General features: G+C 63.1%; 20 protein-coding genes. 9 read left to right on the plus strand and 11 right to left on the minus strand.

Annotated features, from left to right (window positions below; genetic code table 11):
- Positions 1–15: 15 nt before the first annotated feature.
- A complete protein-coding gene (locus LAD35_RS13815) occupies positions 16–294 on the minus strand; it encodes a hypothetical protein (RefSeq protein WP_224149608.1) in 279 nt (92 codons plus the stop codon).
- Positions 295–565: 271 nt separating this feature from the next.
- Here LAD35_RS13815 and LAD35_RS13820 point away from each other — a divergent pair, with 271 nt between their 5' ends.
- From LAD35_RS13820 to LAD35_RS13835, 4 genes are all read left to right on the plus strand, one after another.
- Positions 566–1777: an ABC transporter substrate-binding protein gene (locus tag LAD35_RS13820; protein ID WP_224149609.1), complete on the plus strand. Its 1212-nt coding sequence runs from the start codon at positions 566–568 to the stop codon at positions 1775–1777.
- 222 nt (positions 1778–1999) lie between these two features.
- Positions 2000–3025 (plus strand): hypothetical protein, encoded by a 1026-nt coding sequence (locus tag LAD35_RS13825; RefSeq protein WP_224149610.1) that lies wholly within the window; start codon positions 2000–2002, stop codon positions 3023–3025.
- Between the two features lie 112 nt (positions 3026–3137).
- Positions 3138–3734 (plus strand): sigma-70 family RNA polymerase sigma factor, encoded by a 597-nt coding sequence (locus LAD35_RS13830; protein ID WP_224149611.1) that lies wholly within the window; start codon positions 3138–3140, stop codon positions 3732–3734.
- Positions 3731–4828 (plus strand): hypothetical protein, encoded by a 1098-nt coding sequence (locus tag LAD35_RS13835; protein ID WP_224149612.1) that lies wholly within the window; start codon positions 3731–3733, stop codon positions 4826–4828. The genes LAD35_RS13830 and LAD35_RS13835 overlap by 4 nt, the downstream gene beginning before the upstream one ends.
- A 169-nt stretch (positions 4829–4997) precedes the next feature.
- Here the strand turns inward: LAD35_RS13835 and LAD35_RS13840 are convergent, their stop codons facing one another.
- The 4 genes from LAD35_RS13840 to LAD35_RS13855 form a co-directional block, all read right to left on the minus strand.
- The gene (locus LAD35_RS13840) at positions 4998–5342 is read right to left on the minus strand and encodes a DUF4148 domain-containing protein (RefSeq protein WP_224149613.1); all 345 of its coding nucleotides are present in this window, start codon (positions 5340–5342) and stop codon (positions 4998–5000) included.
- 240 nt (positions 5343–5582) lie between these two features.
- Entirely contained in the window at positions 5583–8741 is a 3159-nt protein-coding gene (locus LAD35_RS13845; protein ID WP_224149614.1) for a CusA/CzcA family heavy metal efflux RND transporter, read from the minus strand.
- Positions 8742–8755: 14 nt separating this feature from the next.
- The gene (locus tag LAD35_RS13850; protein ID WP_224149615.1) at positions 8756–10126 is read right to left on the minus strand and encodes an efflux RND transporter periplasmic adaptor subunit; all 1371 of its coding nucleotides are present in this window, start codon (positions 10124–10126) and stop codon (positions 8756–8758) included.
- Between the two features lie 2 nt (positions 10127–10128).
- Positions 10129–11466: a TolC family protein gene (locus tag LAD35_RS13855; RefSeq protein ID WP_224149616.1), complete on the minus strand. Its 1338-nt coding sequence runs from the start codon at positions 11464–11466 to the stop codon at positions 10129–10131.
- 264 nt (positions 11467–11730) lie between these two features.
- Between LAD35_RS13855 and LAD35_RS13860 the strand changes: the two genes are divergently transcribed.
- Both LAD35_RS13860 and LAD35_RS13865 read left to right on the plus strand, forming a co-directional pair.
- Positions 11731–12420, plus strand: a complete 690-nt coding sequence (locus LAD35_RS13860; protein WP_224149617.1) for a heavy metal response regulator transcription factor — start codon at positions 11731–11733, stop codon at positions 12418–12420.
- On the plus strand, positions 12417–13769 hold the full coding sequence (locus LAD35_RS13865; protein WP_224149618.1) for a heavy metal sensor histidine kinase: 1353 nt from the start codon (positions 12417–12419) through the stop codon (positions 13767–13769). The genes LAD35_RS13860 and LAD35_RS13865 overlap by 4 nt, the downstream gene beginning before the upstream one ends.
- Before the next feature lie 111 nt (positions 13770–13880).
- Here LAD35_RS13865 and ppsA read toward each other — a convergent pair whose 3' ends face one another.
- Complete coding sequence (gene ppsA, locus LAD35_RS13870; protein WP_224149619.1) at positions 13881–16274, minus strand: phosphoenolpyruvate synthase; 2394 nt, start codon at positions 16272–16274, stop codon at positions 13881–13883.
- 305 nt (positions 16275–16579) lie between these two features.
- On the opposite strand from ppsA, the gene ppsR reads away from it, so the two are divergent.
- Together ppsR and LAD35_RS13880 are read left to right on the plus strand one after the other, a co-directional pair.
- The gene (gene ppsR, locus LAD35_RS13875; protein ID WP_224149620.1) at positions 16580–17392 is read left to right on the plus strand and encodes a posphoenolpyruvate synthetase regulatory kinase/phosphorylase PpsR; all 813 of its coding nucleotides are present in this window, start codon (positions 16580–16582) and stop codon (positions 17390–17392) included.
- Between the two features lie 128 nt (positions 17393–17520).
- The gene (locus LAD35_RS13880) at positions 17521–17973 is read left to right on the plus strand and encodes a hypothetical protein (protein ID WP_224149621.1); all 453 of its coding nucleotides are present in this window, start codon (positions 17521–17523) and stop codon (positions 17971–17973) included.
- 59 nt (positions 17974–18032) lie between these two features.
- Here LAD35_RS13880 and LAD35_RS13885 read toward each other — a convergent pair whose 3' ends face one another.
- The 5 genes from LAD35_RS13885 to LAD35_RS13905 form a co-directional block, all read right to left on the minus strand.
- The gene (locus tag LAD35_RS13885) at positions 18033–18959 is read right to left on the minus strand and encodes an ATP-binding cassette domain-containing protein (RefSeq protein ID WP_224149622.1); all 927 of its coding nucleotides are present in this window, start codon (positions 18957–18959) and stop codon (positions 18033–18035) included.
- A gap of 10 nt (positions 18960–18969) precedes the next feature.
- Complete coding sequence (locus tag LAD35_RS13890) at positions 18970–19983, minus strand: FecCD family ABC transporter permease (RefSeq protein WP_224152705.1); 1014 nt, start codon at positions 19981–19983, stop codon at positions 18970–18972.
- A gap of 203 nt (positions 19984–20186) precedes the next feature.
- Positions 20187–21185 carry a heme/hemin ABC transporter substrate-binding protein gene (locus LAD35_RS13895; protein WP_224149623.1) on the minus strand — a complete coding sequence of 333 codons (999 nt, stop codon included), beginning with the start codon at positions 21183–21185 and terminating at the stop codon, positions 20187–20189.
- Between the two features lie 10 nt (positions 21186–21195).
- Positions 21196–22377, minus strand: coding sequence for a hemin-degrading factor (locus tag LAD35_RS13900; protein ID WP_224149624.1), 1182 nt, complete (start codon positions 22375–22377; stop codon positions 21196–21198).
- Between the two features lie 63 nt (positions 22378–22440).
- The gene (locus tag LAD35_RS13905) at positions 22441–24744 is read right to left on the minus strand and encodes a TonB-dependent hemoglobin/transferrin/lactoferrin family receptor (protein WP_224149625.1); all 2304 of its coding nucleotides are present in this window, start codon (positions 24742–24744) and stop codon (positions 22441–22443) included.
- A 428-nt stretch (positions 24745–25172) separates the two neighbouring features.
- On the opposite strand from LAD35_RS13905, the gene LAD35_RS13910 reads away from it, so the two are divergent.
- Positions 25173–26387, plus strand: coding sequence for an amidohydrolase (locus LAD35_RS13910; protein WP_224149626.1), 1215 nt, complete (start codon positions 25173–25175; stop codon positions 26385–26387).
- Positions 26388–26407: the final 20 nt, after the last annotated feature.

The following is a 26407-nucleotide window of genomic DNA, read 5'->3' on the forward strand; positions in this document are numbered from 1 at the left end:
GGGAGCTGTGCTTGCTTACTGCACGTCCTTTTCCGGGTGCAGCCGCAGATACAGAAGATATGCCACCACCAGCACCACGTACAGAACCGGCAGGCCCGAGGCAGCATAGCGGTAAGCCGCGCCCGCTCCCCAGACGGCATCGAGCTGCGGCGCCCAGTACAGGCAGGCGAAGGTGCTGAGCACCAGCACAAGCAACACCCACAGATGGGCCGCGTTCAAGCGCATCGAATCAAACGCGGCCAAGGGATCGGGCGAATTCACCTCGGGGCTGGTTCTTTCGTTGGCGGTAGTCATTGGCAATAGGCGGAAGCTGAGGCTGGGACGGTCATCAAAGTCCTTGGAGGATGGCTGGCTCTGCGAGGCTCTTCATTCTGCGCAGCCACCGCACCGCCATTTTGTCGCAGATGGGACTGGTTTGCGCCCTCTCTAGGGGGAAGCACGGTGCAGCGCCCTCCGCCTGGTTTTGATAATTCAGCCTGAATCGGCTCTGCAAGCCATGCGGTGGCCAGCCGCGCCCGTCGCGCAGCGCTTGCGCATACAACAAGCATTTTGGAGACAAACAGCCATGACCCATCTCACAACCTCTGCAGTTGCCGCCATGCTGGCCTGCGCCAGTCTGGCAGCACAGGCAGCCGGCATTTCGGACGACAAGGTCAAGATCGGCGTGCTCACCGACATGTCGGGCCAGTATGCCGACTCGGGCGGCAAGGGCTCCGTCGAGGCAGCCAAGATGGCGATCGAAGACTTTGGTGGCAAGGTGCAAGGCAAGCCCATCGAGCTGGTGTTTGCCGACCACCAGAACAAGGCTGACATCGGCGGCACCAAGGCCCGCCAGTGGTGGGACGCCGAAGGTGTCGACATGATCATGGACCTGAACAACTCGGCCATTGCCGGCGCCGTGTTCACCCTGGCCAAGGAACGCAACAAGGTTGCCATCAGCACCGGCGCGCTGTCCACGGGCCTGACCAACGAGTTCTGCGCCCCCACCACCGTGCACTACACCGTCGACTCCTACTCGCTGGGCAAGTCAGCGGTCGAGAGCATCATGGCGCAGGGCAAGAAGGACTGGTTCATCCTGGCGGTCGACTATGCCTACGGCAAGGTGACTGCGGCCACGGTGACCGACTTCGTCAAGGAAAGCGGCGGCAAGGTGCTGGGCACCGTCTACCACCCGTTCAATGCCAGCGACTTCTCGTCCTTCATGATGCAGGCGCAGGCCAGCAAGGCACAGGTGGTGGCACTGGCCAATGCCACGCAGGACACCGTCAACTCGATCAAGACGGCGCGCGAGTTCGGCATGACCAAGAACATCACCTTTGTGCCACAGCTCATCTACATCAACGATGCGCACGCCATGGGCCTGGAGCTGGGCCAGGGCCTGACCTTCGCCACCGCCTTCTATTGGGACCGCAATGACGAATCACGCGCCTGGTCCCAAAAGTACCAGGCTCGCATGAAGAAAATGCCGTCAATGAACCAGGCCAGCGTCTATTCCGCCGTCACCCAGTACCTCAAGGCCATCGATGCCGCGGGCACCGACGAAGGCTTGGCGGTGACAAACCAACTCAAGAAGATGAAGATCAACGACGTGTTCTCGCAAAACGGCTACGTGCGCGAAGACGGCCGCATGGTGCATGACATGTTCCTCGCCCAGATGAAGTCGCCCAAGGAATCCAAGGGCCCCTGGGATTACTACAAGATCCTCGACACCATCCCGGGTGACAAGGCCTTCCAGCCCCTGTCCAAGAGCACCTGCTCGCTTGTTGCAAAAAAGTGAGCATCTGGCGCGCATTGGGTATATGCCAGCGCCTGATTTCACATAAAAAAAACCTTTGTGGCCGAGCCCGGCATCCGCCGGGTTTTTTCATGCACACAGGGACAGGAGGCGCAGCACCGCCATTGAAAATTACAAAAACGTACAAATTACGCAGGGTGGCTTAACCCCGGAAGGCCAACTGCTTCGATTCAGCAGGTATCACAACCTGTCGGAGCATGCACCATGCCTACCACCGCCCCTTCTCGCTCGGCCCATTCTCGCTGGGTTCGTTGGTCACCACTTTTCTCGGCCTTGCTCACCCCTTGCCTGCTGGCAGCAGGCATGGCCACCGCCTATGCAAGCCCATCCACGCCGCGCGGCAGGCTGGCCGATATCAAGCTGGTGGACCGCACGACGGGCCAGCCCCTGCGGCTGTACCAGCACCAGGGCGAATACTGGGTGGCGGGCCGCCCTGGCGCCAGCTATGCCGTTGATATCACCAATCGTACTGGCAGCCGCATTCTGGCGATCATCAGCGTCGATGGCGTCAATGCGCTCGACGGCAAGACGGCATCGAGCGCACCGGATGATGGCTACGTCCTCAACCCCTGGCAAAACTGGGCCATCACCGGCTGGCGCAAAAGCCAGTCCCAGGTTGCGGCCTTCTACTTTTCGGAAAGCGAGGCGTCATACGCCAGCCGCACAGGCCGCCCTCTGGACGTAGGCGTGATCGGCGTCGCCCTGTTCCGCGAGCGCGTGCCCGAACCGGTGCGCCCGCCACCGATTGCGCGCCGCAACCCCGTGACTGAAGAACGTGCGCCAGCCCGCCTGAATGAATCGGAAAAATCCACCGCCGATGCTGCGGCCACGGCACCGCTGCCTGTGCCGCCATCCGCACCGCAGGCCTCTCCCACCGCCGTGCCGCCGCCCTCTTCACCTGCCGCAGAAAGCGCAGCCGAGACCTCTCCCGCACCCTCGTCTGCAGAGAGAGCCGCCAAGCGCGCGCCTTCAGCCACCGCCAACGCCGAGCCACGCTCACCAAGCCTTGGCACCGGCCACGGCGCACTGGAAACCTCGCACACCCGCACGGTGGATTTCGACAGCGCCACGCAACGGCCCGAGCAGATCGTCCGGATTCGCTACGACAGCTACGCCAACCTGGTGGCCAAAGGCGTGATCCGCGAGCCTCGCCCTGCGCCTGAACGCCGCCCCGATGCCTTTCCCGCCGATGCCGAGCGCAGCTATGTGCCCGACCCACCTCGCTATTGATTGTGGGCAGCCATGCGCCCCGCCCTGGCACGCACCAGCCTGGGCATGGGTTGCTGTGCGATTTTCTCCACATCGGCTCGCACTGCGCATCCGGCTTTGCATAATGGGCCCGATGGTGGACGAACAACAACCCGACGAAGCGCTGATGCTGGCCTACGCCCGCGGCCATGCCGCCGCGTTTGAGCCCCTCTACGCCCGCCACAGCCAGCGCCTGTGGCGCTATTTTTTCCGCAACACCGGCAATGCAGCCCTCGCCGATGACCTGGCCCAGGACACCTGGTTCGCCGTGGTGGATGCCGCGCCCGGCTACGAGCCCAGCGCCAAGTTCAGCACCTGGGCATTCACCCTTGCACACCACAAGCTGGTAGACCACTGGCGCCGCCACAAACCCCATGCCAGCCTCGATGAGGAAACCAGCGAAGGCATGGCACTTGCCGAGACCCTGTTTGCCAATTCCGGCTTTGATCCCGAGCGACTGCAAGGCCGCAAGGACATCGCCCGCGCCCTGCTCCACGCCCTGTCCCAATTGCCGCCCGAGCAGCGCGAAGCCTTTCTGCTGCAAGCCGAGGCCGACATGGCTGTGGCCGATATTGCCGCCGCCACCCGTGTGACCCAGGAGACCGCCAAGAGCCGCCTGCGCTACGCACGCGCCAAGCTGCGCCAGGCCCTGAGCGCGGGCGACGAAGAACCGCAAAAGGTGCCCGCATGACCGACCGCACCACGCCCCACAACGCAGCCGTGCCAGCGCCCGGCACGCCACCGGATGATCTGGTGCAGCGCTACCATGCAGCCAGCGCGGAAGACGGCAGCCCACGCGGCCCCAGCCCCGAGGCCAGTGCCCGCGTGCTGGCCTATGCCCGCGAGCAGGCCGCCCTGCGCGCCGCCAGCGACGTGCCACCTGCTCTCATGCCCGCACCAGACGCAGGCACCAATTTTGGAGGAGAGCCCGCCAATGACCGCCGCTGGCTGCGCCATGCGCTTGGCAGTCTGGCCGCCATCGGCCTGGTGGGCTGGCTCACCCTGCATCATTTGGACGAGCCCGGCGCGCCACAGCTCGACAGCCCCGCACCGGCTTCTTTGGGCGAATCCGCTCCCACGGCTTCACCATCCCCGGCAACTCAGCCCATGGCCAACGACACCATGGCAAGCAGTTCGGCAAGTGCCAGTCTGGAAGAAAAAGCGCCAACAGCGCCCACTCCAAGCGCGCCGTCAGCTGCCAAATCAGAAGCAAAATCGATGGAACGTGTAGCGCCTCCGGCTGCAAGCACCCCATCTGTGGCAGCTTCTGCTGGCGGAGGTAGTGACGGTGGTGTTGGGGCTGCAGCCTCCGCAGGCAAGGTGCAGCAGCATGCCCCTGAGCGCTCCCCTGCCATGGCTGACAGACACGCTGCCACAGCTTCAGCGACGCCCGCGCCCCCTTCAGCCGCCATGCCCGCCCCGGCAGCTCCTGTGGCGATGGCCCCACCTCCACAGCTGGAACGCCGCGCCCGGGTGAAAGAGGCAGAATCCTCCAGCAGTGCAAGTGCAGATGCCAGCATGAACGCCGACACGGCGGCAACCAAGCGCATGGCAGAAGCTGCGCCCCCGGCTACTGCGGAACACCGCGCTGCCAATGGCAAAGCCAAACCGTTGCCCTACTGCAACCCAACCATGTCCGCCGCAGCACAGGCCGAACAAGCGCGCCGTATCAAAGCCCGCGAAGACGCCCAGGCTGCGGGCAAGCCCTTGCCCGATCCTGCGCCGGTTTGCAAGCCGCTGCAGAACCCAGCAACGCCGCAGATCGAGCCTCTGGACAGCCGCTAGCCCCTATGCGGTGCAGCCTACGCCAACACGGGGTAGCCAACGGAAAAAGCCGCCCTGGTCTCAAAGCCAGGGCGGCTTCCCATGCGCAATGCATGGAGTCTTCAGCAACCTGCGCACCATCAACAGAGGCAGGGCTTGCATGCCGGAGGCGTGTTCTGCCTCCCGGGAATCAACCCCTGTAAAGGGCTTCCAGCGCCTTGCGCTCCTGCGGAGTCTGCGAGCGGAACTCGTTCACGACCTGCTCACGGGTCTTGCCGGAGGCCACGCTGGTGTCACGCGGCGGGAAGTTGCCGCCACGGAACGCGTCGGAGCCGCCCTGCTTCACAAACGCAGCCGCTTCGGCCTGCACTTCAGCCCGGGTTCTTTCGCTCTTGAAATGCTCGGGATAGGTGACATAGCCCTTTTCCGTGGTGGTCTGGTGGATGTAGCTGTTCGCAAAAGCTGCATTGCCTGCCAGCAGCGCTGCGGCAAAAACAGACACGGCGGCGATCAGGGAAGTACGGTTCTTTCGCATGAGGAAGTGCCTTTCAAAGGTTTGTAAACACCTCGAAGCGAGTGCATTCGAGATGACTCCATTCTGAAAAAAACACCCTGACGGATTGCCCACCGGAAGATGACATTCTCGCCACCTGCGTGTTACAAAAAGAATATACAAACCATAGCAGCCAGCACTTTCCCGGTAAACCCTGCGCCCCTTCCGATGCAGAATAAAAAACGCCATGCCGGGTTGGGCATGGCGTTTTTCATGGTGCCATCAGGCCACCGGTTCTTGCTCCTTCAATTCGTCTTCCGACGGGTCACTCTTGTGCACCATGCGGTACAGCAGTGGCAACACCAGCAAAGTCAATATCGTTGATGAGAGTATCCCGCCGATCACCACGGTGGCAAGCGGGCGCTGGACCTCCGCCCCTGTGCCGGTGGCAATCGCCATCGGCACGAACCCCAGCGATGCCACCAGCGCCGTCATCAGCACAGGGCGCAGGCGAGAGAGCGCGCCGCTGTGCACGGCCTGCGGAACGCCCAGCCCTGTCTCGCGCAGGGCGCGGATCGACGAGATCATCACCAGGCCATTGAGCACGGCCACCCCCGACAGCGCGATGAACCCGATGGCCGCAGAGATTGACAGCGGAATGTCTCTCAGCCACAGCGCCAGTATTCCGCCCGTCAGCGCAAAAGGAATGCCGGTGAAGACGACCAACCCGTCTCTCACGTTGCCAAACATGGCAAACAGCAGGGTGAAGACCAGGAGCAATGCAACGGGCACCACGATCTGCAGGCGCTGCTGAGCCGACTGCATGTTCTCGAAGGTGCCGCCCCACCGCGTCCAGTAACCCGCAGGCAAGGCAATCGCATCCAGCTCGCGCTGCGCCTGGGCGACGAACGAGCCGATGTCCCTTCCCCGCACGTTGGCACTGACCACGATGCGCCGCTTGCCGTCTTCACGGCTGACCTGGTTGGGACCCGGAGACAGGTTGAAGGAGGCCACCGAAGACAGCGGCAGGAAAGCCTGCCGGCCACCTGCCTGTTGCGGCAGTGCAATGGGAAGACGCTCCAGAGCCGCCAGATCATTGCGAATGGATTCCGGCAAGCGAACCTGGATATCGAAACGCCGGTCGCCTTCGAAGATCGTGCCCGCCTCCTGGCCACCAATGGCCGTGGCAATGGTTTGCTGCACATCGCCCAGGTTCAGTCCATAGCGCGATGCCTTCTCGCGGTCCACCTGCACGGTCAGCATGGGCAGGCCGGTGGTCTGCTCCACCTTGACTTCCGACGAGCCCGGCACTTTCTGCAGCATGGCAGCAATGCTCTGCGCGGTGCGCTCCAATACCTGCATGTCATCGCCAAAGATCTTCACGGCGACATCGCTGCGCACGCCCGAGATCAGCTCGTTGAACCGCAGTTGAATGGGTTGCGAAAACTCGTAGTTGCTGCCGGGAATCTCTTCCACCGCTTCCTGAACCGCAGCCAGCAGATCATCCCTGCTGCGGTTGGGATCGGGCCACTGTGCTTTTGGTGTGAGCATGATGTAGCCGTCCGAAATATTGGGCGGCATGGGGTCGGCCGCAATCTCGGCCGTACCGGTGCGTGCAAAGACGCGGTCGATCTCCGGAAATTTCTCCTTGAGCGTGCGCTCCAGCTGCATCTGCATGTCGAGCGACTGGGTCAAGCTCGTTCCCGGCACGCGCAGCGCCTGCACCGCAAAATCCCCTTCGTTGAGGTTGGGCGCAAATTCGCTGCCCATGCGAGACGCCAGCACCAGGCTCAGCACCACCGCCACCACGGCACCGGCAATGACGACGATGGGCATGCGCATTACGCCCCGCAGCAGCGGCTCATAGGCACTGCGCGCCCACGACATCAGGCGGTTCTCCTTCTCCGCCACCCGCGCTCCGATAAAGAGGGCAATGGCAGCGGGGATGAAGGTGATGGAGAGCACCATGGCACCGGCCAGCGCCAGCACCACCGTCAGCGCCATGGGGTGGAACATCTTGCCCTCCACCCCGGTCAGCGCAAAGATCGGCAGGTACACCACCATGATGATGAGCTGACCAAACAGCAGCGGCCGACGCGATTCCTTGGCGGCTGCAAACACCTCCTGAAAGCGCTCGTTGCGCGTCAGCAGCCGCCCCTTGTGCTCCTGGGCATGCGCGAGACGCCGCACGCAGTTCTCCACGATGACCACCGCCCCGTCAATGATGATGCCGAAATCCAGCGCGCCCAGGCTCATCAGGTTCGCGCTGATGCGGTAGTGCACCATGCCGGTGAAGGTAAAGAGCATGGACAGCGGAATGATGAGCGCCGTGATCAGAGCCGCGCGTATGTTGCCCAGAAAGAGGAACAGGATCACCACCACCAGGGCAGCGCCTTCCAGCAGGTTCTTCTTGACCGTGGCGATGGCCTTTTCCACCAGGGTGGTGCGGTCGTAGACCGTGACAATCTTCACGCCTTCGGGAAGGCTCTTGCGGATCGACTGCATCCGCTCGTCCACCGCCTTGGAGACCACGCGGCTGTTCTCGCCAATCAGCATGAAAACCGTGCCGAGCACCACCTCGCGCCCATTGTCCGTGGCAGCCCCGGTGCGCAGCTCGCGCCCCAGTTCCACATCGGCCAGATCGCGGATGCGTATGGCCTGGCCTTGCGCCGTGCCGACGATGATCTCCTTGAGATCATCGATTCCCTTGGCCTGGCCAGGGGCGCGGATCAGGTACTGCTCACCCTGCCGCTCGATGTAGCCCGCGCCGACATTGGTATTGTTGTTCTGCAGCGCCGCCACGATCCGGTCCATGGAGATGCCGTAGGACCCCAGCTTTTCCGGTGAAGGGGCCACCAGGTACTCTTTCGAGAACCCGCCAATGGAATTGATTTCGGTAACGCCAGGCACGTTTCTCAGCTGCGGCTTGATGACCCAGTCCTGTATCTCGCGCAGGTCCATGGGGGTATAGGGCGTGCCGTCCGCCTTCTTTGCACCCTCTTCGGCTTCCACGGTCCACAGGTAAATCTCGCCCAGGCCTGTGGAGATGGGCCCCAGGCTGGGAGAAATGTTGGCCGGCAGCTTCTCCTTGGCCTCCTGGATGCGTTCATTGACCAGTTGCCGGGCGAAATAGATGTCGGTACCGTCCTTGAAGATGACGGTGACCTGGGACAATCCATAACGCGACAGTGAGCGGGTCTGCTCCAGCTGCGGCAGGCCCGCCATCACAGTCTCTATCGGGTAGGTGATGCGCTGCTCGGTCTCCAGCGGAGAATAGCCGGGCGCCTGGGTGTTGATCTGTACCTGCACATTCGTGATGTCAGGCACTGCGTCAATCGACAGCTTCTGGTAGTTGAAAACGCCGAGAACGGCCATGGCTGCAGCGGCTACGAGAACCAGCCAGCGCTGCTCGATGGCAAAGCGGATGATGCGCTCAAACATGTGCTCTCCCCCGTTCAGTGCGCGTGCTCGGCAGAGGCCTTGCCCATCTCTGCCTTCAGCATGAAGCTGCCGTCCCTGACATACGCCTGCCCGGCTTTCAGCCCTGATTTGATTTCGACAAGGCGACCATCCGAGCGCCCCACCTGCACCACCTGCGCCTTGTAGCCGTCATCGGTGGGTACAAACACCACGCTTTCCTTGCCATCGGGCTGCTGGATCGCCTTGGCATCCACCGCAACGGGTACCTGCGATTCTTCCGCCAGCACCTTCACATCGACAAAGAGACCAGGGCGCCACACACCTTGCGGATTGGCAAGCGCAATGCGAGCGGGAGCGGTACGCGTCTGCTCGCCGATCAACGCGCCCACATAGGCCACGCGCCCCTCAGCACTGGAGTCGAATGCCGTCGCACGCACCGTGACGGGCGAGCCCACGCGCACAAAAGGCAGTTGCGGTGCAGAGACATTCATCTCGGCCCACACCGAACTCATGTCCGAGATGGTGAAGGAGGCGGTGTTCTCCGCCACCGACTCTCCGACCGTGAGGTGCTTCTCGACCACCACACCGGCGAGCGGCGCCCTCAGTTCATAGCGGCTGAAACCGCCAGCACCGCTGCCACCTGCGCCAGCACCGATGGAAGACAGTTTCTGGGAGGCATTGGCCACGGCGATCTCGGCTTCCTGCAAGGATGCTCTGGCCTGCTGGTAATCCTGCTCGGCAGAGATGCGCTCCTCCCACAGCTTTTTCTCGCGGTCGTAGGTCGTTCGCGCCAGCGACAGGCGCTTTTGTGCGGTCTGCAGCTCGCTGCGCTGGTCCGAAACCGCCGCGCTCTGCACTACCGCCAGCAACTGCCCCTTGGCTACCCGCTCGCCCAGTTGCGCATGCACCGACGCCACCACGCCCGGCACCCGGGGCACCACGTGCGCGGTGCGGTCCTCGTCAAAGCGGATTTCGCCCGACAGCACCATCTCCTTGCGGATGGATGCCGCATCCGCCTGCGCCACCACAATGCCTGCCGCCTTGGCCTGCACGGCGCTGAGCTTGACATGCCCTTCCTCCTCCTTTTCACCATGGCCCGCTTCTTCCGGCTGGGCGTTGACCGCCTGCGTGGCCTTTTTCGCGCCTCCTTCATGGTGCTCGCCATCCTGGTGCTGGTCCGCATCCTGGTGGGCGTTTTCGGCAGCGGGCCGCTCCCCGTGGTGTTCACCATCGCCATGTGCGTGGGATTCGGCGTGCCCTGCCTCCTGCGTCTGCGCCGGAGAAGATTTTGCTGCCGGCCGCAGAATGAGTGCGCCCCCCACCATGCCGGTGGCAAGGATTGCGGCAACCGCTATCCATTGCCTGGAGGACGAGAGAGAGGCGTCGAATTTGGTTTTTTCGGACATATTCAGATTCCAGTGACTGCAAGATCCACGGTGGGAGAACCCAGAAGACGGTCGATTTCCGCGCGTGCCTTGTGGGAGGCGCTGAGCTGCTCCAGCAATTGGCGCTGGCTGTCGAACAGGGTGCGCTGCGCATCCAGGGCGTCCAGAAAGCTGAACTTGCCCAGGCTGAAGCCGCGCACCGCCAGCTCGTACGCCGACTGCGCCGTCGGCACCACCTGGCTGCGCAGCAGCTGAACCTGGCTGTTGCTGCTGAGCAATTGCTGGCGCGCCGCAAACACCTGGGTCTGTATCTGCAGCCGCACGTCCTGCAGGTGTTGTTCCGCCTGGTCCACCTTGCGCAAGGCCTGCAGCTGGTTACCCTCGTTGCTGTCGAACAATGGCAGTGGAATGCTGACGCCGAACACGATCTGGTTGCGTCCCACTTCTTTGGCCCGCTTGACCCCCAGGCTGACAGTCAGATCCTGCACACGCTTGCTGCGCTCCAGGTTGGATGCTGCGCGGCTCTGCTCCAGCGCGAGGCGGGCCGTTGCAATGCCGGGGGCGCTGTTCAAAAGCGCGTCGATGTCATCAAAGTTGGGTGGCTCGGCAACCGCGGAAAAATCGCCCGTCGCCACGCCCACCTCCCGGGCCTGCCCACCCCACAGCGCGGCCAGATTCTGCTGCGCCACCAGCACATTGGAGCGCGCCTGGTTCAGCTCCAGCAGCGCATTGGCCTGCGCCACCTGCGCACGGCTGGCTTCCAGCGGAGGCACCTTGCCTGCCTCCACACGCCGGGCTGCAGCGTCTGCCGATTGCTGCGCCAGCGCATGCGTTTTGGCAGCGTAATCCACCCGCTGCTGGGCCAGCAGCAACTCATTGAACTGGCTCACCAGCTGAAACCTCAGCGCCACCTTGGCCTCCAATACGGCGCTGTTGGCAACATCCCTTTCCCGCTCGGCTACCTGGATGCGCGCCTCGCGCTTGCCGCCCAGCTCGACCAGCTGGTTCAACTGCACCGTGCTCGAACGCGACGACGAGCGGGTGTCTTCCTGGCTGTAGGCCAGTTCGGGGTTGGGCCGTGCCTGGCTTTGCAATACAGCGCCACTGCTGGCTTCTGCGCCATGGCGTGCGGCCTGCAGTCCAGGGTTGGCAGCCAGTGCCTTGCCCCAGGCTGCAGAGAGCGTGGTTTCTGCCCGGGCCACGACAGCCGCCCCGGAAGCGCGTGCAGGCGCCTCTGGCGGAGAGGCCCAGCCAGATGCAGCTTGCGCGGGATGAACGAAGGCTGCCGCTACCAGGACGGCAAGCGAGAGCGTTTTGATATGCATTGGGCCTATGAGCCGGCCATAGAGCGGGGTCGCCATGTGAGCTTCTCCAGAAATCGAAGTTCGCGCACACACGCCCTGCACTTGCGCGTCCTGCCTGCACCAAAGTGCCGCTCGGACGCCCAGACGGTCTCATGCATTCGCCATGCAATCCCAGACGGGCGCACTGTGACGTGCACTACGTCGACGAGGGTCAATGCGCGCTTGCAGGCACTCTATGAATTCGACGGCGACACGAAGCCGTCAGGCAGATTACAAATTTGTAATCTGCATTTCTGTTTCAAATGCCAGACAATCTGCTGCATGAGATTGCTTTTGATTGAAGACGAAGCGAAGCTGGGAGAGTACCTGCGCAAGGGCCTCTCCGAGGAAGGCTATACGGTCGATACCGCAATCAATGGTGTGGATGGCCTCCACATGGCGATGGAGCTGGAATACGACCTCATCGTTCTGGACGGCATGCTGCCCGGTATTGACGGGTTTGCCGTGCTCGCCGCGCTGCGGCAGTCGAAAGCCACCCCGGTTCTGATGCTCACCGCCCGCTCCGATGTGGAAGACCGGGTGCGGGGCCTGCAAAGCGGCGCCGACGACTATATGGTCAAGCCCTTTGCGTTTTCCGAGCTGGTGGCACGCATTCAGGTACTGCTGCGCAGAACCTGCATGCACCAGCAGTCACCGGAGCCCACCATCCTCAGTGAAGGCGATCTGGAACTGGATCTGATCCGCCGCAAGGCCACGCGCGCTGGCACCCGGCTGGACCTCACGGCCAAGGAATTCAACCTGCTGGCGCTGCTGCTTCGCCGCAAGGGCGAAGTGCTCTCACGCACGGAGCTGGCATCGCAGGTGTGGGACATGAACTTCGACAGCGAAACCAATGTGGTGGAGGTCGCGGTGCGTCGCTTGCGCATGAAGGTAGACCATCCGTTTGGCACCCCACTGATCCAGACCGTGCGCGGCATGGGCTATGTACTGGAGGCCAGGGCCGTCGGATGAACACTGCCGCCCCTGTTCCCCACCTCGGGAAATACCTTTTCCGCTGGCTGGCCATACTTACCATGCTCGGGCTGGGGGCTGTGAGCCTGGCGGTCTATCTGGTCTTTGACCATACGCTGTCCGTGCGGCAGCAGGAAATGCTGGACCAAAAGCAGGCCTCGCTCACCCATGTGCTTGCAGACGATCTGAAAGAGCACAGAACCAAGTCGCTGCAGCACATGCTGATGGATTTTCTGGCAGGCCACGGAGACTATGCGGTCTACATCAAGGACGATGCCGGAAACACCCTGTTCGACAGCCGCACTGCATCCTTTCCTGCGCACCACTCGATCGAGCGCTCATTCAGGGTGTCCTTCTATTCAGAACAATCCGAGCAACTGCTGAGCGCAAATGCCACTCTGGTGATGGATCGGCGGCCCGATGACGCGCTGCTCCGGTCACTGGCCTGGACGCTCCTCGCCTCCATGGTGGCAGGCTCGCTCATCCTGTCCCTGTTCGGCAGACTGCTGGTGAGAAAGAGCCTGCGGCCGATCAAGGCACTCGTTGCTCAGATTGGCGACATCACTGCCAAGGATTTTGAAAAGCGCCTGGATGGCAGCGCCTTGCCGCAGGAGCTCCATCCGCTGGTGACACAGTTCAACGCCTTGCTGGACCGGCTGGCCGATGCCTACCGCCAGCTCGAATCCTTCAACGCCGATGTGGCGCACGAGCTGAACACCCCGCTTGCCACCTTGATCAGCAGCTCGGAAGTGGTACTGCGCAAGCCCCGCCCCGTGGAAGAGATGCGGGAAGTGCTGGAGTCGAACCTGGAAGACCTGCGCCGCATCGCCAGCATTGTGGGAGACATGCTTTTTCTCTCCAGAGCCGACCGGGGCGCTGGTGCGCGGGAGAAGAAAAGCGCACGCCTGGCGCCCGTTGCTTCGGAAGTGGCCGATTTCTACGAAGCGGTGGCGCTGGATGCCAATCTGCGAATCGAAATCGATGGAGATGCAAGCGCACCCATTGATGCGCCCTTGATACGCCGCGCCCTCTCCAACCTGCTCAGCAACGCAACGCGCTATGCCCGCACAGGCTCGGCGGTCGTGATACAGCTTCGCAACCGGCAGCAAGCCGACCACCAGGAGGCAGTGATCACCGTATGCAATGAAGGCGCGGGTATCGAGGCCACACACCTGCGTCATCTGTTCGAGCGCTTTTACCGCGCAGATTCATCACGCCACAATGCCGACCACAACCATGGCCTGGGGTTGGCCATTGTTCAGGCGATTGCCAAGATGCATGGCGGCTCGGTGTTTGCCGAGTCCGATACCAGCGGCACGCGGATTGGCATCATTCTTCCTGCCAGCTAGCAATACTTTTGCAAACTCAGCCCCGCAAGCGGCAACAAAAAAGCCAGTCAGGCAACTGACTGGCTTTCGATCTTTCGCTCTTGCGATGTGAACGGCGCAGGGCCGGGCCGCTTACTTGGCAGCCAGGCGCTGCCAGGTGTCGATCACGCTGTCGGGGTTGAGCGAGATCGAGGCAATGCCCTGATCCGCCAGCCACTGGGCAAAGTCGGGGTGGTCCGATGGGCCCTGGCCGCAGATGCCAACGTACTTGTTCTGCGCACGGCAGGCACTGATGGCACGCTCCAGCATCTTCTTGACTGCAGGGTCACGCTCGTCAAAATCGGCAGCCAGCAGCTCCAGGCCAGAGTCGCGGTCCAGGCCCAGCGTCAGCTGGGTCAGGTCGTTCGATCCGATGGAGAAACCGTCGAAATATTCGAGGAACTCATCTGCCAGGATGGCGTTGGACGGCACTTCGCACATCATGATCAGCTCCAGCCCGTTGTCGCCGCGCTGCAGGCCATTGGCGGCCAGCAGCTCGGTCACGCGCTGTGCCTGCTGGAGCGTACGCACGAACGGGATCATGATCTTCACATTGGTCAAGCCCATATCGTTGCGCACGCGCTTCAATGCTTCGCATTCCATCTTGAAGGCTTCGCCGAAGTCCTTCGAGATGTAGCGCGCAGCGCCACGGAAGCCCAGCATCGGGTTTTCTTCATCGGGCTCGTAGCGGCTGCCGCCGATCAGCTTGCGGTACTCGTTCGACTTGAAATCGGACATGCGCACGATGACAGGCTTGGGATAGAACGCTGCAGCAATGGTGGCCACGCCTTCGGTGATCTTGTCCACGTAGAAGGCGCGGGGCGATGCATGGCCGCGCGCCACCGATTCAACCGCTTTCTTCAGATCGGCATCGACCGCTGGGTAGTCCAGGATCGCCTTGGGATGCACGCCGATATTGTTGTTGATGATGAATTCCAGACGGGCCAGGCCCACACCGTCATTGGGCAACTGGGCAAAATCAAACGCCAGCTGGGGGTTGCCCACGTTCATCATGATCTTGGTCTTGATGGGCGGCATTTCACCCCGCTTGACCTCGGTCACCTCAGTTTCGAGCAAGCCGTCGTAGATCTTGCCGGTGTCGCCTTCGGCGCAGCTGACGGTCACCAGGGTTCCGTCCTTGAGCAACTCGGTGGCGTTGCCGCAACCCACCACGGCAGGAATGCCCAGCTCGCGCGCAATGATGGCCGCGTGGCAGGTGCGGCCGCCACGGTTGGTGACGATGGCCGCCGCCTTCTTCATCACCGGCTCCCAGTTGGGGTCGGTCATGTCGGTCACCAGCACATCGCCGGCCTGCACCTGGTCCATCTGCGAGATGTCGGACACCAGGCGCACGGGGCCGGTGCCGATCTTCTGGCCAATGGCGCGACCTTCGGCCAGCACGGTGCCGCTGCCTTTGAGCTTGTAGCGCTGCTCGGCCTGGCCCTTGGACTGGCTCTTCACCGTTTCGGGGCGGGCCTGCAGGATGTAGAGCTTGCCGTCGGTGCCGTCCTTGCCCCACTCGATGTCCATTGGGCGGGCATAGTGCTTCTCGATCACCAGCGCGTAATGTGCCAGCTCCTGCACTTCGGCATCGGTGAGCGAGTAACGGTTGCGCAGCTCGGCTGGCACATCGGTGGTCTTGACCAGCTTGCCCGAAGCAGCCTTCTCCTCCGGCGTAGCAAAAACCATCTGGATCAGCTTGCTGCCCAGGTTGCGGCGGATGAGCGCCTGCTTGCCTGCCTGCAGCATGGGTTTGTGCACGTAGAACTCGTCAGGATTGACGGCGCCCTGCACCACGGTTTCGCCCAGGCCGTAGCTGGAGGTGATGAAAACCACCTGGTCAAAGCCCGATTCGGTATCGATGGTGAACATGACGCCTGCGGCGCCCTTGTCCGAACGCACCATGCGCTGCACACCGGCGGACAGCGCCACCACATCGTGGGCAAAGCCCTTGTGCACGCGGTAGCTGATGGCGCGGTCGTTGTACAGCGACGCGAACACTTCCTTCATCTTGTGCAGCACATCGTCGATGCCCACCACGTTGAGGAAGGTTTCCTGCTGGCCAGCAAACGATGCGTCGGGCAGGTCTTCTGCCGTGGCCGACGAGCGCACGGCAAACGATGCCTGGTCATTGCCCGCCTGCAGGGTCACAAAGGCTTCGCGGATGGCTTTTTCCAGGTCGGCAGGGAAAGGCTGGCTCTCGACCATGGCGCGGATTTCCGCACCCACTTGCGCGAGGGCTCGCACATCGTCCACATCCAGCGCCGCCAGTTTGGCGCTGATCTTGCCAGCCAGGCCCTCAAAGGCCAGGAATTCGCGGAATGCGTGGGCCGTGGTGGCAAAGCCGGTGGGGACGCGCACGCCTTGCGGCAATTGCGAGATCATTTCGCCGAGCGAGGCGTTCTTGCCGCCTACGACCTCGACATCGGTCATTCTCAGGTTCTCAAACGGTACGACCAGGGCGGTCGCGCTGTAGAGGTTGGACATGATGGAGCTCCGGAAGTTAAAAACTGTGATATCTGGCAGAGGCGTCCACGGCCGCAGATCAGGCGGTGGCACGCACGCAGGTACTCCATCCGGGCCATGGCTGGCGCGGGCGTCTGGCTTTGTATTTGTACTGGTAGGCCGGAGTACATGCGGGAAATGTGAATAATGGGCGTCATTGTAGGCGTGCCGCTGCCGTTTTGCTTGTGACTTGGTTAACACCAGGGTCAAGAATGACGAAGGCGCAGCAGACGGGCCGCTGCCTGCTACAAAAATAGTTTCCTATCGCTTGAAAACACGCAGTCGCTATGCACCAACGCACGATTTTCTTTATCTCTGATGGCACCGGCGTGACAGCCGAGACCTTTGGCCGCGCCATCATGAAGCAGTTCGACATCACCACGCGCGCCGTGCGCCTGCCCTTTGTCGACACCGTGGACAAGGCCCACCAGGCGGTGCGCCAGATCAACCACACCGCCGAGCAGGAAGGCAAGAAGCCCATCGTCTTCACCACCCTGGTTGAGCCGGACACCGTGCAGGTGGTGCACGACCACTGCAAAGGCCTGGTGATGGACATGTTCTCCACCTTTGTGCAGCCGCTGGAAGACGAGCTGGGTGCCAAATCGCACCACCGCATCGGCCGGTTCACCGACATCAGCGAAAGCAAGGAGTATTTCGAGCGCATGGAGGCGATCAATTTCAGCCTGGCGCACGACGACGGGCAGACCAACCACGACCTGGCTGGCGCAGATGTGATCCTGGTGGGCGTGAGCCGCAGCGGCAAGACCCCTACCAGCCTGTACCTGGCCATGCAGTTCGGCCTGAAAGTGGCCAATTACCCGCTGATCCCCGAAGATTTTGACCGCCAGCAGCTCCCGCCCGCCCTGCTGCCGTACAAGAAGAAGATCTTCGGCCTCACGATTGCCCCCGAGCGCCTCAGCCAGATCCGCAACGAGCGCCGCCCCGAGTCGAAGTACGCCAGCCTGCAGAACTGCCGCATGGAAGTGGCCGAAGCCGAATCGATGATGCGCCGCGCCGGCATCCAGTGGCTGTCCACCACACACAAATCCATTGAGGAGATTGCGGCGGTGGTGCTGCAGGAGCTCAAGGACGAGGATTGAGCGCTGCGGCCATCGCCGCATCCGGGGCCCGCGCATTCCGTCACACAGCTTTACACCGGCTATACGCCATGCCAGGCCCGGCTTGCTATAACGGATGAAATTCTTTACACGTCAAACAGCCCTCGATCATGCATTCATTGCGTTTCCACCTTGCCGGCTGCTGCGCCAGCGCCCTGCTGCTGTGCGGGGCCGCGCAGGCCGCCCAGCCAGGTGCCTTTTCCGTCACCGAAACCAAATCCGCCGTCGGCAACAAGGCGGCCAAGCCACCGCGCACCAAAGACCGCTGTATCGGGCCGGAGCTGGTGGACAAGGAGGGTTTTCTGTACCCCGACATGATCCTGTCGCAGCATTTCAGCCAGTGCCGCATCAAGGACAGCAAGCTGGTGGGCAAGAACCGCAAGGAATGGACGGTGGCCTGCGGCAAGATGCTGACCGCCCAGGCCTACCAGGTGAACACAGGCGCAGACTTTCGCCTGCACATCAATGCCCAGTTGCTGGGTGGCGCGATGAAACAAACGCTGGACTATGAAGCCACCTCGCTCCAGCGCGCCTGCACGGCAGACGACAGCCCCCTGGAATGAAAATGCGGCTTGGCGCACGGCTGTAAAGCGCCAACTGCTATAAAAACAATAGAGATTGCCTACCCGCCAACGCCTGCGCCTGCAAACAGGTATTGCTGCGTTCCGTCCGGCGCGGTAGTGGCAAAGCAGCCCACCCCCCACACGTCGCGCATGGTTTGCGGCGAAAGCACCTCGGCCACCGGGCCGTGCAGGCAGCCACCGCCGTGCACCAGCAGCGCGTCATCCGCATAGCGCAGCGCCAGGTTCATATCGTGCACAACGACGACCACGCCCACACCCCGCACCTGCGCCCAGTGCTGCAGCAGGTCCATGGAACGGTGCTGCCAGGCCAGATCCATGGCGGCGGTCGGTTCATCGAGCAGAAGCCAGCGCGCCTGACCGCCAGCAGGTGGCTCCCACACCTGTGCCAGTGCGCGCGCCAGATGTGCGCGTGCACGCTCCCCGCCTGAGAGGCTGCGTACGCTGCGGCCTGCAAAGCCCTCCATCTGCGTGGCAGCCATGGCGTCGCCAACAATGGCGGCCTCGTTGCGACTGGGTTGCAGGCGGTGGGCATAGCGGCCCAGTTCCACGACTTCCTGCACGGTAAAGTCAAAGGCCACCGAGCCGTCCTGCACCATCATGGCGCGGCGCCGGGCCAGATCGGCAGCCGACCACCTGGAGAGTGGCAGGCCATCGAGCAGAACGCGGCCCGCATGGGGCGCCCACTGGCCCGTCAGGGTGGCCAGCAGGCTGGATTTGCCAGCGCCATTAGGCCCCACAATGGCCGTGAGCCTGCCGGGCGCAATGTGGGCATGCAGGCGCACCAGCACATCGCCACCGGGCACGCCAACTTCCAGCCGATCCAGCTGCCAGCCACTGTCCTTGACAGACGGACTGTCACAAGCGTCCTGCGCCACCATTTTTGCTACCTTGTTGATAGCTATCTGCGCTTCATGGTCAGGCACCTGCGTGCTGGATTCTCTGAAAACCTCGAATGGTTTGAACATGCACTCCTCCCTACAGTTGCCGCCGGAACTGGCGCAGCATGGCGAGGAACAGCGGAACCCCGACCAGCGCCGTCAGCACGCCCAGCGGCAGTTCAGCCGGAGCAACCACTGTGCGCGCAAACGCATCGGCAAACACCACCATGGCCGCGCCCAGCAAGGCAGATGCTGGCAGCACCACGCGGTGATCCGGCCCGGCGATCAACCGCACCCAGTGCGGCGCCACCAGGCCAATGAAACCAATCATGCCGCACGCTGCGGTGATGCAGCCCACCACCAGCGCCGCCACGATGACGGCCAGGCGCTTGGTGCGCTCCACCGCCACACCCATCAGGCTGGCCTGCGCCTCGCCCAGCGCAATGGCGTTGAGGGGCTGCGCCAGGCGCTGCGCCACCAAGGCACTGGCAGCCACCACGGCGCACGCCACGATGGCCACCGGCCAGCGCGCGCCACCCAGGCTGCCCATCAACCACAGTTGCAGGTTGCGCAGTTGCTCGTCGGTCGACAGAAAACTGAGCAGGCCCAGGCCCGCCATGGCCAGCGCATTGATGGCCACACCTGCGAGCAGCATGACACCGATACGGGTGCCGCCACCTGCCTGCGCCAGGCTGTAGATCAGGCCCGTGGTCACAAGACCACCCGTGAAGGCGCACAGCATCAGCGGCCAGCTGCCCAGGCTGCGTGGCACCGAGGGAAACCACAGCGCGCCCATCACAATCAGTGCCGCCGCCGCCAGCGCAGCGCCGCTGCTCACCCCGATCAGGCCCGGGTCGGCCAGCGGGTTGCGAAACAGCCCCTGCATCAAGGCGCCCGCCAGACCCAGGCCGGCGCCTGCCGCCAGGCCCAGCACCAGACGCGGCGCGCGAATGGCGGCGAACACCTGTTGCTCGGTACTGCCTGCGTCCGTGCCGCCCTGCCACCAGTGCTGCAGCGCGCTCCAGGCAATGGCGGGAAGCCGGGCCGCGTCGATGGCAAAAGCCCCCTGCCCGGCCGCAAATACAAAGGCGGCCAGCACCAATAAAGCCATCAGGCCGATGGTGTGGGCCTTTTTCAGTCGAAAAACACCCTTCTGGCGCCTGGGTTGGACGCCTGACGCTATTAAAATTGAAGGATCACTTGATACACCCTGCCGCCCGGCACGTGGCGAACCGGCGGATTGCAATGGAGACTGGCGCTCGGTACCCGGCGCCAGGCGCGAGCCCGCGGCGCCAGTTGCAGTCACGGCATCGCTCATGCCTGCACGGCCTGCAAACCCTGGTGCAGGGTACGTACCGCCAGTGGCAGGCGCGGGCCAAAGCCGAGCAGCTGGCTGGCTTCCAGGGCGATCAAGGCCTTGTTCCTGTAGGCGGGAGTCAGCGCAAGTTCCGGGCGCGCCCAGAACTTGGCCTCTCCACCCACCGCCTCCACGCCCTGTGTAGTCGTCACGATCACCTGGGGCGCAGCCTGCGCCATGGCTTCTGCCGTCAGCGGCCGGTAACCGCCAAAGCCTTGCATGACATTGCTGGCCCCACCCATGCGCAGCAGCGCATCGCCCGCCGTGCCCTGGCCCGCCACCTGTGGCGTTCCGCTGTGCGACAGCACAAACAGGGCGCGCGGCAAACGGTTCGCTGCCACCGTGGTGCGTACCAGGGCCTGCACGGCGTCCCACTCCTTCTGCAAATCCTGGGCCATCTGCGCGGCCTGCGCCTGTCTGCCAGTGGCCTGCCCCACCAGCCGGATCTTGCGCAGTACCTCATCCCAGCTGTGGTCCGACTGCACCAGGGCAATGGCCACGCGGGTCTGGGCGATCTGCTGCAGCACCACGGGAGGGCCCGCTTCGGTGGTGCCGATCACCACATCGGGCTTGAGCGACAGCACGCCTTCGGCGGCCAGCTGGCGCACATAGCCCACCTTGGGCATGCGGTTGGCCGCTTCGGGGTAGTTGCTGGTGGTATCGCTGCCCACCAGCAGGGACTGCGCGCCCAGCTGGTAAACGATCTCGGTCAACGCACCACTCAGGCTGATGAGGCGTGTTGCCGCAGGCGGCTCAACGCCTACATAGGGCAGCAGCGCCGCCTTGGCGCCGCCATCCACTGCATTTGCTACATTTTTAGAAGCTGCTGGCGCAGACTGGGCAAGCGCCAGGGTGCCAAAGGGCATCAGGGCTGCGCCGCCAGCGGCCAGCAGCCACGCGCGGCGGTTGGCATGGGGGCCGTTGCTGCGCTGGCCCGCGCGAGAGAAATCATCCATGGCCGCCTCCTTACGCCGCAACCGCCTGGGCGTCCAGGCGTGGCAGGCTGGTTGCCAGCGCACGCCAGGGGGCCAGTTCGGGCTTGCCGGGCTTGCGTGCGCCAAAGAACATGGCCATCAGATCGCCATAGGCGTCAAATACTTCCACCGATGTCACGGTGCCATCGCTGGTGGGCTTTTCCACGAGCCAGACATTGGCAATCATGTCGGTGCGCATGTGCAGGTTGAAGCCTGTGTCGAGCACATTGATCCATTCGGCAGTCGGCGTTGTCATGGGTTCCACGCGCTGCACCGGGCCGCTGTGGATCTGGATGCAACCGCCGCTGCTGACGAACACCATGATGGGCGTGCCTGCAAAACTGGCCTCGTTCAGGAGTTGGGTCACGCTGTCCTTGGCCAGCGGCCAGGCAAAGCGCTCCTGCACCAGGCGGAAGGACTGCTGCCGCTCGGCGCCTGCATTCTTGATGACGCTGAAGAACTCGTGCGTATCCTGCATGGCAGCCCAGGCCGCTTGCAACGCCGGTACATCCACGCTGCTGTCAGGCGGCACGCTCACGGCCTTGCGTGGCGCAGGGGCATCAAAGCCGGGCAAAGCGGCCACATCCACATCCGCTGCGCAGGCAAAGCGCGCCACCAGCGCGCCCCAGGCGGCCAGGTCGGTCACCTCACGGGCAAACACCTTATGCACAGCGCGGCCCGCGCGGTTGTAGAACTGCAGGCTGCGCAGCACGGTGCTGCCGCCATGGGCAGACGCCTCCTGCACCGCGTAGGCTGCGTGCCAACCGGCAAAGAAGAGGCGCAGGTCAATGTCCTCCCCCACCGCCAGCCCCACCTGCATGCCCGGCTCGCCACTGGCGCTGAGCTGGGTGTAGATGCCGGTCTTCTCATGCACGGTACTGGCATTGCGTGTCAGCGCCATCACGGGTCCACAGGGCTCCAGTGCCTTGAGCACCTCGATCCATCCGCCCTGCGGGGCCTGCAGCGGCTGCACCTGCAGCGTGCTGGTCTCGTGGGCATCTGCGGCCAGCAGTTGCACGGCATGCGCTGCAATGGCCTCGCCTTCACTGCTGCCAGCGGCCTCTGCCGCATCCTTGGCGCGCAGGCCCTTGGCACGTTGCACGGCATAGGCCTCGCGGACCTGCGCGGCGCGGTCGCTGGTCAAGGCGGCAGGTTTGGTTTTCGTGGTGATCATCGGAATGCTCCTTTTTCAATAGCTAGTGGCGCTTATTACGAAAGCGCCATCGGCTCATTTGGCTTAAAACTCTGCCACCAGGGTGATCTTGGCGGACCGTCCGGGCTGGGTGTATGCATCGATCACCGCCAGATTGGAGGCAAGACCCCTCACGTCCGACCAGCGCCAGACCTTCTTGTCGGTCAGGTTGTAGAGACCGACGTTCAGGCGCAGATCCTTGCGGATGCGCCATTGCGCAGTCAGATCCACCACGGTGGCCGACGGGTTCAGGAACTGGGTGCCGCCCGAAGGATTGACGGTGTCCTTGGCCTTCTTTCCCTGGGAGTAGTTCAGGCCCAGCTGTGCTGTCCACTGGGCGGCATCGGCGCGCAAACCCAGGGTGAGGCGCTGAGGATCGATGGACGAAAGCGGCTCGCCGCTGGTGGTATCGTGCCCCTGGGTACGGCCCCATGCGAAAGGCGTGCTCCAGCCGATGCCCGCATAGCGCCCCCAGTCGGCACGGCCCTTGACCTCCAGCCCGCTGATATTGACCTTGCCGCGGTTGATGGCCTGGTAAATACTCGGATCGCCTGGCTTGCCCGTACCACCCACCTGCACGAGGTCGTCGATGAAGTCCTTGTACCGGCCGGTGAACGCGGCCACATCGAGCGAGACATTGGCAAGCCGGCCCCGTACGCCCACCTCGAGGTTCTGGCTCGTCTCAGGCTTCAGATTGGGGTTGGGAATGGTCTTGTAGTTGCCGACCGGGTTCTCAAAAAACGCATTGACCTGGCCCGCGTTGGGCGCGCGGAAGCCCTTGGCGTAGTTACCAAACACACGCCAGTCGGAATTCACCTGGTACATCACGCCCAGCTTGGGCGATGTGGCATTGCCCGACAGCGACACCGCCTGCGCGTTGAAGCCCGCCTGGTCGGCTTTGATGCGGAAATGGTCGTAGCGCAGCCCCGGCGTGATCGTCCAGTTGCCAAAGCTGATCTCGTCCTGCCCGTACAGCGCCCAGCTCGACTCGGTGGTGTCGGGAAAGCGCTTGAGCGGAAAGGTCTCGCCCACGGGCGGCGTCACGCCGGTCTGCAGGTTTTCTACATCGGTGCGCACATAGTCCAGGCCGTAGGTGAACTGCTGTGCCATGCTGCTGCCGCTCTTGATGAGCTTGCGCGCCTGCACGTTGGCCTGGAAGGTCTTTTCCTGGTAGGTCACATCGCGCGTGCGGTCTGCAGCAGTGAGGCGGTCTTCGTAGATGAACTCGCGCGAATCGGCGTTCTGGTAGCTCAGCGATGCCTTTACATCATCCAGCACCGGAGCATCAAAATTGCGCCACTCGCCCGCCCAGGTGCCGCGCGTACGTTTCATGTCGGTGGTGGATTCCGAATCGATCACAGCAGTGGAGGCCGTGGCCGGCGGCGCAGTGCGTGCCGTGTAGAGCTGGTAATCCACCTTTTTGTCGACATGCTCGGCCGTGAAGGTGTGTTTCTGGTCGGCTGTCGGGCGCAGCACCACCTTGCCGAGCAGGGAGGCATCCTTGTCATGCTGCGGATTGGGCAGGGTGCGGCGGCTGTCGATGGTGTCGATATCACCCATGTTCTTGAGCTCGCGGCTGCGCCCCAGGTTGACGCCCAGCAGCCATTCCAGGGAATCGCTGGGCTTGCCAGCCACCGTCAGGCCCAGGGTTTTGCCGGTGTTTTCGCTGTCATAGCCAATGCTTGCACGGCCGCCAAAGGTCTTGCCGTCCTTGAGCAGGTTGGACGGATCGGTGGTGATGAAGTTGACCAGGCCCGCCATGCCGTCCGAGCCGTACAGCGCCGAAGTGGCGCCACGCACCACCTCCACGCGCTGCACCAGGCCCACATCCAGATAATCGCGCCCGAAGGCGTTGGCGCTGAACACATAGCTGCGCGGCAGGCGGATGCCATCGACCATCATCAGCACCCGGTTGCCATCCAGGCCACGGATGTTGAAGCCCGCATTCTGATCACGCCCGGTACTGCCCGATGCCAGCGTAAAACGCGCCGGGCTGCGCTTGACGGACACGTTGGGCATGTCTCGCGCCACATCCCGGATGTCGCGCACCTGTTGCTCCTCCATCTGCTGGGCATTGAGTACATCAATGCTCATCGGCAACTCGTCAGGGTCCTGCTCGTGGCGCGATCCGCTGATCACCATTTCCTTGAGCACGGGGCCATCGGCTGCAGCAAGCTGAACAACGGCCGGGTTGGCAGCGGCAACCGTGGTACTGGCGGAAGTGTCCGGCGAGGTTTGGGCTCCGGCCGCTTGCGCGGCACATAGCAATGCGGCCAGCGCCAGCGGTTGCAACACCAGCACCTTGCCGGGCTGGCCACCTGCAAATGCGCAGGATTCAGACGAAGGCATGCAGCGCATGCCGAAAAGAGGTGAAGCAGCCACGGACCGAGCTTTCAGACAACAGAGGTTGAACAGGGAAGCTGGCTGGGACGCGTGAGCACAAAGCGTTGCAGGGCGCGGTCAATCCGCGCTGGTCCGAGGCTGGCAGTTGCACAAATTATATGCGAATAGTTCTCATTTGAATCAAATTGAAAACATGTGGAAATGGCGGGTCTTGTGAGGCAACGCCTCTTTTGGTGCCAGGCGCTCGCCCTGTTCGCCTGAAAACGTGACGAAAGCCGGCCCGGCAACGCCCCTGCAGCCGTCTCTGCCCACCTGCAAGCCAAGCACAAACAGCTCAGGTGTCCCCTTGGTGAAAACAATTAGAAAGAAAGTTTTCTAAAAATATATTTTTATGTATTAATTGAAAATTAAATTACACACCCACCGGAGACGCCATGCCAAATCCTCTCGCCAATCCCGTCCTCGAAGCCTTGCGCCAGCCCGGCGAACACGCCCATCTGACGCAGCTGCGCCAAGATTTCCATCGTTGGCCCGAGATGGGCTTTGAGGAAAACCGCACCGCTGACCGCATTGCCATGGAACTGGGCCTGCTCGGCATTCCGTTTACCCGTGGCGTGGGCCGCACCGGCATCGTGGCAGTCATCGAGGGCGAGCGCACTGACAGCGGCCGTGGCGTTGGCTTGCGCGCCGACATGGATGCGCTTGCCCTGTGCGAACTCAACCGTTTTGGCCATGCATCGCAAAACCCTGGCGTGATGCACGCCTGCGGCCACGACGGCCATACCGCCATGCTGCTGGGAACTGCGCGCTTTCTGGCCAGAAACCGCCAGTTCAACGGCACCATCCACCTGATCTTCCAACCCGCGGAGGAAGGCCGGGGCGGCGCGCAGGCCATGCTGGCCGACGGGCTGTTCGAGCGCTTTCCCTGCGACGAGATCTATGCGCTGCACAACTCGCCCGTGCTACCCGTGGGTACCGTGGCGGTGGCGCCCGGCGCCTGCCTGTCGTCGGCAGACATGTTCACCCTGCGCATCATCGGCAAAGGAGGCCATGGCGCCCACCCGCACCTGGCAGCCGACCCGGTGGTGGCGGCCAGCCACGTGATCTCGGCACTGCACCACATCGTGCCGCGCAATGTGCCGCCCATGGAAAATGCCGTGCTCAGCATTTGCGCCATCCGTGGTGGCGACATGGAGGCACGCAACGTGATTCCGGATTTTGTCGAAATCGGCGGTACCGTGCGCACCTTCTCCAAATCGGTGCAGGACCTGATCGAGCGCCGCATAGCAGAAATCGCAGAGCAGACCGCAGCCGCCCATGGCGCGCGCGCCGAGCTGGAGTACTCGCGCCTGTTCCCGCCCACCGTCAGCACCGAGCGCGAGGCGGCCTTTGCCGCCCAGGTCGCCGCCAGGCTGGTGGGTGCAGAGCATGTGATCACCAAGCCCATGCCATCGACGGCGTCCGAAGACTTCTCGTGCATGCTGGAAGCGCGACCCGGCGCCTACCTGCGTGTGGGCCAGGGCGGTGCAGAACAGGGCCGCACTCTGCACAACCCCAACTACGATTTCAACGACGAAATCCTGCCACTGGGTGCAGCGCTGCTGGCCAGCTTGGCACTGGATGCGCTGCCGCTTCACACCAACCGCTGAGCAGCCGGACAGGCATCCAA

It is taken from the genome of Comamonas odontotermitis (assembly GCF_020080045.1).
Classification (GTDB): domain Bacteria; phylum Pseudomonadota; class Gammaproteobacteria; order Burkholderiales; family Burkholderiaceae_C; genus Comamonas; species Comamonas odontotermitis.